The 13,700-nt window shown below is 55.8% G+C and carries 13 protein-coding genes; 7 read left to right on the top strand and 6 right to left on the bottom strand.

All coding sequences use genetic code 11. The features are described from left to right. Positions 1 to 67 precede the first annotated feature (67 nt). From OP500_RS01345 to OP500_RS01335, 3 genes are all read left to right on the top strand, one after another. Positions 68 to 523, top strand: coding sequence for a hypothetical protein (locus OP500_RS01345; protein WP_274069955.1), 456 nt, complete (start codon positions 68 to 70; stop codon positions 521 to 523). Between the two features lie 181 nt (positions 524 to 704). After that, complete coding sequence (locus OP500_RS01340) at positions 705 to 878, top strand: protein MIGRI (protein ID WP_274069954.1); 174 nt, start codon at positions 705 to 707, stop codon at positions 876 to 878. A gap of 89 nt (positions 879 to 967) precedes the next feature. Further along, positions 968 to 1,552 (top strand): hypothetical protein, encoded by a 585-nt coding sequence (locus tag OP500_RS01335; RefSeq protein ID WP_274069953.1) that lies wholly within the window; start codon positions 968 to 970, stop codon positions 1,550 to 1,552. Positions 1,553 to 1,840: 288 nt separating this feature from the next. Here the strand turns inward: OP500_RS01335 and OP500_RS01330 are convergent, their stop codons facing one another. Continuing rightward, positions 1,841 to 4,393, bottom strand: a complete 2,553-nt coding sequence (locus OP500_RS01330) for a prolyl oligopeptidase family serine peptidase (protein WP_274069952.1) — start codon at positions 4,391 to 4,393, stop codon at positions 1,841 to 1,843. Between the two features lie 128 nt (positions 4,394 to 4,521). Beyond that, positions 4,522 to 5,712, bottom strand: a complete 1,191-nt coding sequence (locus tag OP500_RS01325) for a porin (protein ID WP_238745299.1) — start codon at positions 5,710 to 5,712, stop codon at positions 4,522 to 4,524. A 665-nt stretch (positions 5,713 to 6,377) separates the two neighbouring features. Here OP500_RS01325 and asd point away from each other — a divergent pair. Both asd and OP500_RS01315 read left to right on the top strand, forming a co-directional pair. Next, on the top strand, positions 6,378 to 7,499 hold the full coding sequence (gene asd, locus OP500_RS01320) for an aspartate-semialdehyde dehydrogenase (protein ID WP_274069951.1): 1,122 nt from the start codon (positions 6,378 to 6,380) through the stop codon (positions 7,497 to 7,499). A gap of 114 nt (positions 7,500 to 7,613) precedes the next feature. Continuing rightward, positions 7,614 to 8,471, top strand: a complete 858-nt coding sequence (locus OP500_RS01315; RefSeq protein ID WP_238745303.1) for a hypothetical protein — start codon at positions 7,614 to 7,616, stop codon at positions 8,469 to 8,471. 83 nt (positions 8,472 to 8,554) lie between these two features. Here the strand turns inward: OP500_RS01315 and OP500_RS01310 are convergent, their stop codons facing one another. After that, positions 8,555 to 9,115, bottom strand: coding sequence for a hypothetical protein (locus OP500_RS01310; protein WP_238745305.1), 561 nt, complete (start codon positions 9,113 to 9,115; stop codon positions 8,555 to 8,557). Between the two features lie 17 nt (positions 9,116 to 9,132). Continuing rightward, entirely contained in the window at positions 9,133 to 9,795 is a 663-nt protein-coding gene (locus tag OP500_RS01305) for a hypothetical protein (RefSeq protein ID WP_238745307.1), read from the bottom strand. 175 nt (positions 9,796 to 9,970) lie between these two features. Between OP500_RS01305 and OP500_RS01300 the strand changes: the two genes are divergently transcribed. Both OP500_RS01300 and OP500_RS01295 read left to right on the top strand, forming a co-directional pair. Next, positions 9,971 to 11,266: a valine--pyruvate transaminase gene (locus tag OP500_RS01300; protein WP_238745310.1), complete on the top strand. Its 1,296-nt coding sequence runs from the start codon at positions 9,971 to 9,973 to the stop codon at positions 11,264 to 11,266. A 173-nt stretch (positions 11,267 to 11,439) separates the two neighbouring features. Beyond that, positions 11,440 to 11,967, top strand: coding sequence for a hypothetical protein (locus tag OP500_RS01295; protein ID WP_238745313.1), 528 nt, complete (start codon positions 11,440 to 11,442; stop codon positions 11,965 to 11,967). Positions 11,968 to 12,139: 172 nt separating this feature from the next. On the opposite strand, the gene OP500_RS01290 is transcribed toward OP500_RS01295, so the two are convergent. Then, positions 12,140 to 13,021: a LysR family transcriptional regulator gene (locus OP500_RS01290; protein ID WP_274069950.1), complete on the bottom strand. Its 882-nt coding sequence runs from the start codon at positions 13,019 to 13,021 to the stop codon at positions 12,140 to 12,142. Between the two features lie 11 nt (positions 13,022 to 13,032). Next, positions 13,033 to 13,572, bottom strand: a complete 540-nt coding sequence (locus tag OP500_RS01285; RefSeq protein ID WP_238745316.1) for a TetR/AcrR family transcriptional regulator — start codon at positions 13,570 to 13,572, stop codon at positions 13,033 to 13,035. Between the last annotated feature and the right edge of the window lie 128 nt (positions 13,573 to 13,700).

The following is a 13,700-nucleotide window of genomic DNA, read 5'->3' as shown; positions in this document are numbered from 1 at the left end:
CCGCCCGGTTTGACAAGCCCCCGCCGATTGGTTTTAATCCGCCGCTTTCCGATGCAGGAGATTTTCCATGAAACACACCACCCGCCATACTCTCGCCGCTATGCTGGCGGCCGCCGCCCTGCCCGCCCTGGCGGCAGAAAAAGCGCTGACCCCGATTGCCGACAACAACGAGCTGAGCATCGACAAAAAAGTCGAAGTTGCCTACAGCTGCACCATAGACAAAAAAACCGTGCCGATGACCGTAATGTACGGCATCAAAGGCAACGACATCATCGTTGCCCAAGTGAAAGTTGACGGCAATATTTCTCCCGGCCTGTTCCGCGTGCCCGATGCCAACAACCTGCTCAACATCTACCAAAGCGCCACCGCCGACGGCACCATGTGGACCACCCTACCCGCCACCCCCGCCACGCTGAAGCAGACCGACGGCGGCAAACTCTCCTACCGCAACGGCGAAAGCAACACCATCATTCTCGACAAATGCCGCTTGGACAAAGCAGCCACCGCCAAACTGAAAAACTGACAGCCGGCCGCTCACGCCCGCCGGCATTCCGGCATCTCTGACACCACACCGCGGCAGCCGCCGCACTCCCACCCCAATGCCGACACGCCATCAGGCAGCCTGAAAAACGGCGCAGCGGCCGCAACCGCCCCGTTTACCCGCCCATTTTGCTTTCAGGCTGCCTTTCTTTTGCCAGATGCCGATGAATCCCCGCCTGTTTCTGCTGCTGTTCGCCGCCGCTATCCTGCTGCTGCCGCGCCTGCTCAAACCGCACCGGCGACGCGCCATCCACCGCCGCGCCGTCCTGCTGGCATTACTGTTACTGGTTTGCGCCACACTCTCGGCATTGTGGACGCTCTACAGCCGCTACGGCTGATCATCGCGCCGGCGCCAAAGCCGCCATTCAAACCACGCCGTTTGGCAGGCAGCCTGAAAGCACCGCGCCGCCTGATTCGGAGACCGCACATGAAAAAAACCGCCCTTCTTGCCTTATTGTCCGCCCTACCCTTTGCCGCCCACGCCTTAAACTGCGACAGCACCAAAGCTGCCGCCAACTGCAGGCAGCCTGAAAACCTGGTGCGCACCGTATCCGCGGCTACCGCAGCGCCCGAAGACGATATCGACGCGCTGTGGCGTCAGAGCGAAGCCTGGTCGGAGCGCAGCCGCCGCAGCGACTGGTTCGGCAGCGACGTCGATACCGACGAGCGCGCCTCGGCTTCGGCACCCGCCGCCCATACCACCGGTGCAGCGGAAAAACCCGCAGCAACCACTGCCGCCAAAACCCAGGTCAAACTGCGCCAAGCCACCGTCGCCCTCAAACCGGCGCGGGTGGTGAAAGTGGCGCAAGTCGCCCCCGCCAAACCGGTACTGTCGCGCCGGCAGGCGCTGGAGCAGGAAATCCGCCGCGAAAAAACTGCGCTTAAAAGCGCCGAAGCCGCCCTAAGCGCCGCGCGCAGCAAAGGCGACAGCAGCGCCGCCCAACGCTTCGCCCTGCAAATCAACGACCGCCGGCTGAACATCGCCGCCATGGAAAGCGAACTGCGCCGCTGACCTTGCCGCCAAAACTCCCTTGCACCAAAGCAGCCTGAAAACCGCCCATCCGATTTTCAGGCTGCTTAGTTTCGGCATAATGCAAGGGCGGCGGCAACAAAGCCTGCCCGCCCAAGCAGGCGACAAGAGCGGTGGTTTGGCACCGGTGGCAATCTTGGCGCCGTGCCGAAGCCGAACTGCCAAAGTTCCCGCGCCCAACCTTAAACTGTTCCCGATAAAAAAGCAGCCTGAAAACCGTTTTTCGGGTTTTCAGGCTGCCTGCAGCTTTATCTGCGGGAGCAGACGGGGCTATTTTTTCGCCTTATCGGTTGCCGGCTGCGGGCTATCGGGAATCGGCGGCAGCGACTTGATACCCATTTCGTGCAAGATAAAGGCGAATTTTTCCTTCATCTCGCGCTTGGTTTCCGCACGGGTGTTGTCACCGTGGCCGTGGCGCTCGGCGGCATTCAGGAACACCGGCCGCATGCACGACTGCTTCTCCTGCAGGATGGCGGCGAATTTATAGGAATGCGACGGCACCACGCGGTCGTCGCGCTTGGACGTCATCACCATGGTGGAGGGGTAGCAGACGCCGTCGCGCACGTTGTGATACGGCGAGTAGGACAGCAGTTTCTGGTACATCGCTTTGCTGTCTTCGGCCATACCGTACTCGTTGATCCAGTAGTCGGTGCGGTACATTTTGTCGTGGCGCAGCATATCGAGCACGCCGACTTCGGGAATGGCGACACGGAACAGGTCGGGACGCTGAACCATGGTCGCGCCGACCAGCAAACCGCCGTTGGAACCGCCGGAAATCGACAGGTAGTCTTTGGAGGTATAGCCTTCCTTAATCAGGAATTCACCGGCGGCGATAAAGTCGTCAAAAACGTTTTGCTTGTTGAGCTGCTTGCCCGCGTCGTGCCATTTGGAACCGTACTCCTTGCCGCCGCGCAGGCCGGCGGTGGCGTAAACGCCGCCGTTCTGCATCCAGGCTGCGGCTGCGGTGGTGAAGTTGCCCTGGTAGGCATCAACGTTGAAACCGCCGTAACCGTAGAGAATGGTCGGGTTTTTGCCGTCGAGTTTCAGCCCTTTTTTGTGGCTGATCACGATGGGCACCATAGTGCCGTCTTTGGACGGATAGGATACGGTGCGCATTTCGTATTTGTCGGCATCGAAAGGAATGGTATCGCGGCGTTTGACGCCGAAGAATTTGTCTTCTTCAACGTTGTAGCGGTAGGTGGTGGTCGGCGTTACCTTGTTTTGGTAGTAGAACCACACATAGCGCTTGTAGTCTTTTTCGTTGGCCGCGAGCGTGCCTTTGGGGCGGTTGTTTTCGGCGTCTTTGTCGCCGGAGTCGTAGGCGGTCAGGCTGCTGATGCTGCCGCCGGCAACCGGGGTGATGTCGCGGACGAATTTGCCGTTTTCGTCAAACAGTGCCAGCGAATCGTAACCGGCAGAGTAATACTGCATCAGATAATGGCCGCTTTGGTACACGCCGGCAGTCAGGCGGTGGTTTTCGCGCGCGGGAATCACCACTTCGCGTTTTCTCTGCGGGCTGCGGATGTCGATTTTCAGAAGTTCGCCAAATTCGGAATTATCTTCGGAAATCACATAGATATAATTGCCATCCAGGCGGACGAACTTGGCGGCGGTATAGTTGGTAAACGCATCCGCCTTGTTGATTTTGTCGTACATCTTGCGGTTGTGGATCTGAATCCAGCGGCCGGTTTTCAAATCCTTCAGCAGCAGGGTATTGCTGATGCTGCCCAAAGAGCCCTGCACCATCAGATAGCGGTCGTCTTCAATCCAGAAGCTGTCGGGCGTCATGTCGTAGTCCGACGCCTTCATAATAATCGGGTCGTTGAACTCGTTTTTGTCCATCCGGTGCAGCATCAGATCCGTCCAGCCGCCGTGTGAGCGGACGTAATACAGATTGTTGTTGTCTTTCCACTCCAGCGGATAGCCGTACGTGCCGCCGGCATCCACCACATGGATATTGGTGGTGATGTGGCGGGTTTTCAGGGTTTCGGTATCGAGCACATACAGCTCTTTGTGGTCGGTATCCGAAGCGCCGTCGCGGGTGGCGTAGGCGAAATATTTGCCGTTGCTATTGAGTGCGTAGTTGACAATCTGGGTGTAGCCGTCTTTGGAAAGTTCTTTTTCGTCGAGAATGACTTGGGATTTGCCGTCGGCACCTTTTTTGGTCAGGCGGAAATAGCCGTCGGGATAACGGGCGTAATGGAGCTTGCCGTATTCACGGTCGTAGTCGAAATACAGGTATTCGTAGTCCATCAGCTTGTCGATGCGTTTGCCGATTTCCTGGATATAGGGGATTTTGTTCAGATAGTTGTGGGTGGCTTCGTTTTGCGCGTTCACCCATTTATCCACTTCGCCCTGCTCGTTGTGCACGGTTTCCATCGCGTTGCGCAGTTTTTCGCGCTCGGGGTCTTCCCACAGCGTGCCGAAATAGTTGCGCTTGCGGTCTTCGCTAGTTTCGTAGCGGTATTCGGGTTCGATGCGCTCGACATCTTCCAGCCAGCGGTATTTGTCCACCAATACATCGCCGTAGTAGCGGTCGATGCCGTCGTCTTTGCGTTTGAGCTTGCGGATATCGTGACCGACCGTGCTATTGCGGCTATCTGAGCGCAGGCCGGGATCGCCGTATTCGCCGGTTTCAAAGCGGTCGATTTCGTCTTGGCTGGTGCGGGTTTCGGGATAGCCGTAATGGGCGGCATAGGGATTGGCCGTTTTGGCGGCAGGATTGGTACCGGTAGCCGTATCAGCGCTGGCGTACTGGCTCAGGCACAGGCACAGGCCGGAAAACGCCGCAGCCAGCACCAGGGATAATTGTTTTCTTTTCATGAATTTCTCCGCAACAAGTCAGATACCGGGAAACAGCACGCCTTTACGCTTTCAGGCAGCCTGAAAGCTGCCTGAAACGGCTGTTTCCGGTTTTGATGCAAATGGGTTTTGCAGATGCGCGGGGCGCTTTAGAAGGTTACCGAAATACCGGCGGTCAGCTCGCGGCGCTGGCGTTTGGAGAACAGCTCGCCGTCCACGTAGTTTTTGGTGTTTTCAAAATCTACTTTGCCGTATACGGTAACGTTGTCGCGCAGATCGTAGTCCGCTTTCAGATAGTAGCGGTTACGTTTGATTTTCGGGAAGATGTACTCTTCGTTGGCGGCGATAAAGTCAGGATCCTGCCAGCCGGCATTCAAGTTGAACGCACCAACCGATCCGGCTGTTTTTTTAGTGTTTTGCACACCATAGCCTGCGGCCATTTTGAAGCGCGGAGTGAAAGCATACTCGGCTTTTACGCCGTAGAAATTGCTCTTGGCTTCGCCCAGCGTGGCGATGTCGATTTTTTCCTTCTCTTGGCCGATATCGCCGGCCACAGTCAGATCGCGGTATTTGTACTCAACCGAACCGGCCACGGCGTGTTTCTTTTTAGATGTCCAAGTGGTAGTGGTATTCGGATTGCGTTTGCTTTGGGTGTAGCCGGCGGCAAAACGCACGCTGTGATCGGGAGCGATACGCAGGCGGTAAGACGCGGAAATACCGTTACCGCGGATTTCGTTGGTGTTGTCAGTTTTGCGTACGTCGTCTTGGGAAGGGAAGAGATGATAGGCGCTCACCTGCAACTCAGGCACACCGGTGTAATCGACGCGGATAGAGGAATTGCCGAAGTATTCGAGCGGGTAGTAAGTATCGGTGCGGGTAACATAGCCGGAGTGCAGGAACTGCTTACCAAGGGTCACGCTACCGAGATTGCGCCAATCCAAAGCAACATTAGCGGCAGAAAGGTTCAAATCGTTTTTGTAGTAACCCAGCTGCACGGTGGCGGTAGCACGCACATCTTGGTTGATACGCTGCTGGCCGCGAATCTGCAGCCAAGAAGATCCCCGATCAAACCCTAAGCGTGCACGTCTGTCGGAATTCTCAACATCATGCCCTGCCTGCGCGCTTTCCCAATCGGAAATATCATAATTGTAGTAATAGCGGGCAGAGTCGTGTTTGTAAGTAAATTTGTTGTGTTTTTTGCTGAACTGGGCAGTTACGTTCCCGCCAAAGTCCACGGTCAGACCGTCCTTGCTGTAGATATTGTAGGCAGCCTGGGCAGTCATCGGGGCGGCAACCGCGGCGGCTGCGATCAGGCAGGTGTAGAGCTTGGTATATTTCATGCAATAGTCCTTTGGTGGTGATTCGTTTAACTTGTACTGTTAAGGTTTGGTCGATTTTTGCAAAATCGGCGCAAATATATCCGCAAGATTTGGTAAAGCACAAGAATCTGCGACAAATTTTACAAACAAAATTGACGTTATTTTCAATTTTATAACTTAAATTAACATTTATTAACTTTAAACCACCCAGAGTTAAACCAATCAAACAACCAAAAATGGTTTTCCGCAGTCATTAATATCGAATTAAACCATTTAAAAACAATAAAATAAGTAAACTTCAGGAATAAACCGCAAACAATTACCAAGTCAAAGCAAAATAATTTCCCAAAAAGCTACAATAAAGCAATTAAACACCAATTTATCTAAAACCCAACATTAAAATAACAGCAACACCAAACAAGCCAATTTTTTCCACCTTGCACCATCAGCAAGATTCCGCGCCATCCGACACGCACAGTTTCGCATCCAGTTTTGTTAATTTACGTTATATTCGCCGTCAAACGCCGGTTAACTCCCCACCCGATCGGCAATTTTCTAGCTCGAAACTGTCGTTTTGCGGTTTTTCAGGCTGTCTGAAAGCCTACGGCTGCGAAGAGCGCCTTACTTTTTCCGTTTAAAGGTTTACAATGCCTGTTTTTTGTCTGATTTCCCAACAGGAGCACACAATGAAAGTAGGATTCGTCGGCTGGCGCGGCATGGTCGGCTCGGTTTTGATGCAGCGCATGCGCGAAGAAAACGATTTTTCCCGCATTCCCGAAGCATATTTTTTCACCACTTCCAACCCCGGCGGCGCAGCGCCCGATTTCGGCCAGGCCGCCAAAACCCTGCTGGATGCCAATAACCCGGCCGAGCTGGCCAAGATGGACATCATCGTAACCTGCCAGGGCGGCGACTACACCAAATCCGTGTTCCGGCCCCTGCGCGATTCCGGCTGGAACGGCTACTGGATCGACGCCGCCTCCGCCCTGCGCATGAACGACGATGCCATCATCGTGCTCGACCCGGTTAACCGCAACGTCATCGACGAAGGCCTGAAAAACGGCGTGAAAAACTACATCGGCGGCAACTGCACCGTTTCCCTGATGCTGATGGCGCTCGGCGGCCTGTTCCAAAACGGACTGGTCGAATGGGCTTCGGCCATGACCTACCAGGCCGCTTCCGGCGCCGGTGCCAAAAATATGCGCGAACTGATCCAGGGCATGGGCGCCATCCACGCCCAAGTGGCCGACGAAATCGCCAATCCTGCCGGCGCCATTCTCGACATCGACCGCAAAGTTTCCGACTTCCTGCGCTCCGACACCTACCCCAAAGCCAACTTCGGCGTGCCGCTGGCCGGCAGCCTGATTCCGTGGATCGACGTGGATTTGGGCAATGGCCAGTCCAAAGAAGAATGGAAAGGCGAAGCCGAAACCAACAAAATCCTCGGCCACGTCAGCGACAAACGCACCATTATCGAAGGCCTGTGCGTGCGCATCGGCGCCATGCGCTGCCACAGCCAGGCCATCACCCTGAAGCTCAAGCAAGACCTGCCGCTGTCTGAAATCGAAAGCCTGCTCGCCGGCGCCAACGACTGGGTGAAAGTCATCCCCAACACCAAAGAAGCCAGCATGCGCGAGCTTACCCCCGCCGCCGTAACCGGCACCCTGTCCACCCCCGTCGGCCGCATCCGCAAGCTGGCGATGGGCGGCGAATACATCAGCGCCTTCACCGTCGGCGACCAGCTCTTGTGGGGCGCCGCCGAACCCATCCGCCGCATGCTGCGCATCGTGCTGGGCAATCTCGACTAAACGGCAAACGGCTTTTCGCCGGCCAAAACGCAAAAGGCAGCCTGAAAACGAAAAAACCGTTTTCAGGCTGCCTTTAAAACCAGACGAAACCGGCAAACACAACAAGGAAACACCATGCGCGAGAGCGAAGACTATTACGGCTACGGCAACTACGACGACGGTATGCTGCATCTGCTCGATACGCCTTCGTGGCGGCCGATAAGCGACAGCCTGATATGGGTCAAGCACACGCTGCTGCTACTCGGCGGCAGGCTGCCCCAGTGGATTTTGGCGATATTGCTGATGATTTTCAGCACTGCATCCATAATGTGGGGATTGATGATTGTGCTGTCCGTACCATATATAAAAAACGCAATGAACCAGCATGAATGGTGGGCTGGCGTGCTGTCGGTTGCGATATTTTTATTTATACAGGTGCTGCCCCTGCTTTTTGCAGCAGGATTGGTATCAATAGCGGCCGGCGTGTCGGAAGAGCGCTCGTTTGTCTTCGGCCGCCTGTTTAGTGGGTTTGGCGAGCAGAAATGGACATTGGTCAGACTGCACCTGTTTTGGCTCTTGGTGGCATTTGCCTGCCTGATGGCCATCGGAAAACTGGGCAGCCAGCCAGCCGGCACCGGCGATGAAATCATTTGGTTGTGCGTCGGCCTTATTCTACTGTTTTTCCTGTGCAACTGGATGTCGCTGCCGCTGATTATGCTGCAAGGCATGCCCGCTGCCAAAGCCATACAGATGAGCCTGAAAGGCAGCCTGAAAAATATTGTGCAGTTGAGCGGCTTCCTGCTGATAATACTTGTGCTGGCATTTTTTTTATTAGCGTTGTTTACAGTAAAAATGGGGGAAATGGTAAGAATAGAAAATAACCTAGGAATTGTGGTCGGCTTATTGGTGTTTTATGCCGTCGTGTTTCCGATACTGCCGGTTATCAGCTATGTCTCCTACCGCAATATCTGGACAAACCGGCCGCTGACATAAACCGCCGGCATGTCCGCCGCCAAAGCCAAAAGCAGCCTGAAAACCGTATTTGCGGTTTTCAGGCTGCTTTTTTGCCCGCTTGCTCAGTTCTGCTTTTGACACTGCGCCTGAATCCAAGACCAATAACGATCGCCCATGTCTTTACCCGCTTTCAGTTTTGCTGCCTGGTCATCGCCGGTTTGCGGCAGGTTCAGCAGTTCCGCCAGCGCACCATAGGTGCGGTCGGTAGCGAGCAGCATCAGATGGCGCAAAACACGGTTTTTACGCAAGAGCGTATCATCCGTCTGCCCGCCCGTTGCAAGCTGGTGCAGGACGGTTACCGTTTCACTGTCCAGCACCGCCAAATCTTGGGCGATATGCGCGGCGGGACGGGCAGCAACGTATTGCTCGGCACGTTCCAGCTGATAGCGGTAAAAACCCCGGGTGTCCGCATACCGCAGCAGGCAGGCCGTGTCTTTTTTGCCTGCCTGCGCCATGCGCGGATTCTTCTGCAACATCTGCTTAGCAGATTCGCCAAGGTCTGTAATTTGCACCGACACATCGGCAAGTTGCCGAGCCTGATGCTGCTGTTGCACAGTCAGCTCGGCAAGAGCGGTACGGCTGCCGGCCAATAAAGCCAGAACGGCAAGAATAATGGGCTTCATGTTTTTTCTCTCACAGATTATTTTTTCAGGCTGCCTGAATCATCGGGAAAATCGCTTATTTCCACACCGCAGTTTTCCATTGCCCAAAGCAGATAATGTCCTGCCACGATTTCACCCGCTTCTTCAGCATTTTCCCCGTCTTTTATTTTGCTTTGGGGCAAATTGACAAAATCCATAACCGCTGCATATCGCGTGTCCGTTACCAGGGTATTCACCTTGCTTTCCAAGCCGAGGGTTTGCGCTATAGCATCCGACCACCGTTCGAGAGACTGCTCCCACTGCCGGTCGGTATTCGGTTTGACTACAAATTTATCTGCCATATTCGTTGCTTTATGCAGCGCATCGACCACTTCGTTGTCAAACACCGCCAAATCCCGTTCGATCTGCTCGGGTGAAAATTCCACCACATAACGTTCGGCGCGCTCTTGCTGATAGCGTTTGAATCCTTGCGCGGACAGCTGCGTTTTCATGCACGCAAACTTGGCGGGCGGCAGCTTGGCGTAATGGCTGCCGCTTCGCGCAACTTCACCCGCCACCATTTCGCCGACATTGAATATGCGCAGCGACAAATCGGTCAGCCGCTGCGCATTGCGTTTTTGTGCAGGGCTTAAACCGTCGGCAAGCGCTTGGCCGGTGCACAGCAATCCCGCCAAAGCGGTAACAAGCAGTTTTTGTTTCATATTGTGTTCCTTCGGATTAAGGGCGGCAATTATAAATCAGGCCGGCTGCCTTTGGCTGCTTTGTCTATGCCCCGCCAAAGCAGCCTGAAAACGCCTTTTCCCGCTTTTCAGGCTGCCTTGCCGCGGTTTATCCGCGTTATAATTCCCGCCGTTCCGTTACCCACGAAAGCGCCCCATGCAATTCTCCCGATTCGGCCAAAAATTCACCCGCCAAAGCGGCATCCTGCAACTGATGGACGACCTCGGCCGCGCCCTGTCCGAAGGCAAACCCGTCAACATGCTCGGCGGCGGCAACCCCGCCCACATCCCCGCCGTGCAGCAGGCCTTTGCCGACACCCTGCGCCAAATCGCCGACAACGGCGCCGCCATCGAAAGCCTGGCCAACTACTCCACCCCGCAGGGCGACGCCCGCCTGATTGCCGCCCTGGCCGCCTACTTCCGCCGCCAATACGGCTGGGACATCAGCGAAGAAAACATCGCCCTGACCAACGGCTCGCAAAACGCCTTCTTCTATCTCTTCAACCTGTTCGGCGGCCAATTTGACGACGGCAGCGACAAATCCATCCTCCTGCCCTTCGCCCCCGAATACATCGGCTACGCCGACACCCACATCGACGCACCCCGCTTCATCTCCGTCCCCCCGCAAATCGAACACACACAATACCAAGGCCAAGACGGCTTCTTCAAATACCGCGTCGACTTCCCCTCCCTTGAAAACCTGCCCGAGCTGCAAAACGGCCAAATCGGCGCCATCTGCTGCTCCCGCCCCACCAACCCCAGCGGCAACGTCCTCACCGACGGCGAAATGGCACGCCTCGACGCCCTTGCTCGTGCCCACCACATCCCCCTTATCATCGACAATGCCTACGGCCTGCCCTTCCCCGACATCATCCACGTCCCCGCCCGTCTTAACTGGCACGACAACATCATCCTCTGTTTCAGCCTCTCCAAAACCGGCCTGCCCGGCGTGCGCACCGGCATCGTCGTCGCCGCGCCCGAAGTCATCCGCGCCATTAGCAGCCTGAACGCCATCACCAACCTCGCCCCCACCCGCTTCGGCGCCGCCATCGCCGCCCCCCTAATCGAAAGCGGCAAACTGCAACAACTCTCCGCCGACGAAATCCAACCCTTCTACCAAAAACAGGCCGATCTCGCCGTTTCCATCCTTAAAAAACACTTTTCAGGCAGCCTGAAAGAGCGCCTGCTTATCCACCAACCCGAAGGTGCCATCTTCCTCTGGCTCAACTTCCCCGGCCTGCCCGTCCCCGCACAAACCCTCTACCAGCGCCTCAAAGCACGCGGCACCCTCATCATCCCCGGCGAGCCCTTCTTTATCGGCTTCGATACCGCAAACTACCCCCACGCCCGCGAATGCATCCGCATCAGCATCGCCCAAAGCGAAGAGACGCTGGAACAAGGCATCGCCGCCATCGCCGACGAAGTGGGCAAAGCCTTTGCCCAAGCAGCCTGAAAGTCAAAGGCAGCCTGAAACACCCGAAACGGCACGTTTTGCATTTTTTGCGGGCAGGTTCAATATTGCGCTTCCATTGTCCCGTCATAACAAATTACAATCTCATTCTGCCGTTTCAGGCAGCCTGAAATACCGTTTCCCCAGACAACCCATTTTCCAAAAAAGAAATTCCCATGCAAAAAACCATCCTCCTAAGCGCCGCCCTTGCCCTGATGACCGCCGCCGCCCCCAGCCTGGCGGCAGGCAAATCATCGCCCGTGCTGCCTATTTTGGAACGCTACCATGTGCAAAAAGGCGGCGCATGCGGCTTGACTGTTGAAAAAACCTTCCAGTATGGCGGCGCGACTTACGTTCTCTATTCCTCGGCAGGCTATTTCGCCTACCAGAGCAAGCCCAGCCACAAACACTGCGACGGCGGCACGGGCACATTCACATACAGCCTGGCGGAAATCCGCAACCGGCGCGTGGTGCATGACGACTTATTCCCCTCCAATATCAACACCCGCTTTCTCGATGCCAAAAGCGTGCGCTTAAACGGCTCAGTCCTTACCTTTAAAAACAACGAATTCGGCAAAGACCCCCAAACGGGCGAAGCAGATGCCAATTGCTGCGCCGCCGATATCTATCTCAACCAATTCGATTTGAAAACGCGCCGCGTCATCAAGCATGAATTTATCGGGCGCGACAAATCAGACAATTAAATCCGCTTGTTAGCAGGTAGCTTGGGTTGCAAACCCAACATTCTCCGATATCAAAAGATAGGTTGGGTCGCGACCCAAGCTACAATTCAAAAGCAGCCTGAAAACCCTTTTCAAGGTTTTCAGGCTGCCTTTTGTTTGCCTTACGCCATCGTTCGTTCCTGCTTTGCCGTTTTCAAGCGTCCCCCGCCCATTTCTCTTTCAAAAACCCCACAAACGCCCACACGTTCGCCGTCAGCAGCCGCGTTGCCGTGAGCGCGTGAACGGGCGTCGGTTCGCTTTGCCAGTCGGGCAATACGGCTTTCAGACGGCCTTGCGCCACGTCTTCGCGCACCAAAATTTCGGGCAGCAGCGCGATGCCCAAGCCTGCCGCCGCCATTTGGCGGATCATGCCCGGGCTGTTGGCGCCGAAACGGCTTTCAGGCTGCACGGTGGCGCGGGTGTCGCCGTTGTGCAGCGTCCATGTTGCACCGCCGCTGCCGAAACGCAGGCATTCGTGCGCCGCCAAACCGTCGGGCGACTGTGGCTCACCGCGCTCTGCCAGATAGCTTGGCGCGGCGTAAAGGCAGCCTGAAAACGTTGCCAGCGGCGTGGCGATGTAGTCCGAATCGGGTAGCCTGCCGGTGCGGATCGCCAAGTCAAACGGCTCGCCGATTAAGTCCACCTTGCGCGGTGTTACGTCAAAATCAAGGCGCAGCAGCGGATAGCGTTCGGCAAACTCGGGCAAGAGCGGCGCAACCATCTGATACGCCAAATCCACGGGCAGCGACACGCGCAGCGCGCCTTTTACGTTTTCGCGCATATCGTCCAACGCGCCGTGCAACAGCCGCGCTTCGGTAACAATCGGCAGGGCGCGTTCCAAGTAATACGCGCCCGCGCCCGTGAGTTCCAGCCGCCGCGTGCTGCGGTTGAACAGCCGCAAACCGAGCGCATCTTCCAGCGCGGCAATGCGGCGCGACAGGGTCGATTGCGGCATGCCGAGCTTGGCGGCGGCGCGGCTGAAACCGTTGGCTTGGGCGACTTCGACGAATAAGGCCATTTCGTTTAGATAGTCCATGTTTTTTCCTTTCAGGCTGCCGTGTCGCGCAACAGCCGTATCGCGGCTTCCATTTCGTCGCGCACCGCTGCCACGGATACCGGCTCGCCGCGCTCAAAAAAATGGCGCACGGTTTCCAGCAGCAGCGTTGCCATGATTTTGGCGCGGTAGTCGTCGGTCGTTTCAGGCTGCATCGCGGTGAAATGGGTACGCAGCATATCGCGCATATCGTCATACAAATGCAGCTTGGGCGTACGGATAGACCACAGAGTAAGCAATAATTTATGTTTTTTATACAATGCGTTCGCGGATTGCTGCAAAAAGTCGGGCAGATTGTCTGCCGCCAAACGTTCGGCAAGATTGGCGGCGTATTCCTGTTTGAACTCGGCAATCATGGCTGCCGCCACCGCGTTTTTGCCCGAATAATATTTGTAAAACGTGGCGCGGTTGACTTGCGCGGCGGCGATGATGTCTTGCGCGGTAATGTCGCCGTAATCCTGTTCGGCAAGCAGATTGAGCAGGGCATTGCGAATGGCTTGGTGGGTTTTGACTACTCTTAAATCAATTTTCATGGCTGTTTTGGAAAATAAGCATACAGACGGGCGATTTTATCTGTTTAAACCGAATTTTGCCGCCGGTTTGTCGGTATCGGCTTTCAGGCTGCCTTCGTACAATCCTGCCCATTCAATCACACGCAAGG

Source organism: Kingella sp. SNUBH-2017 (genome assembly GCF_028680565.1).
GTDB lineage: Bacteria > Pseudomonadota > Gammaproteobacteria > Burkholderiales > Neisseriaceae > Kingella_D > Kingella_D pumchi.
The sequence above is the reverse complement of the archived record's forward strand: the minus strand, read 5'-3'. Positions and strand labels throughout refer to the sequence as shown.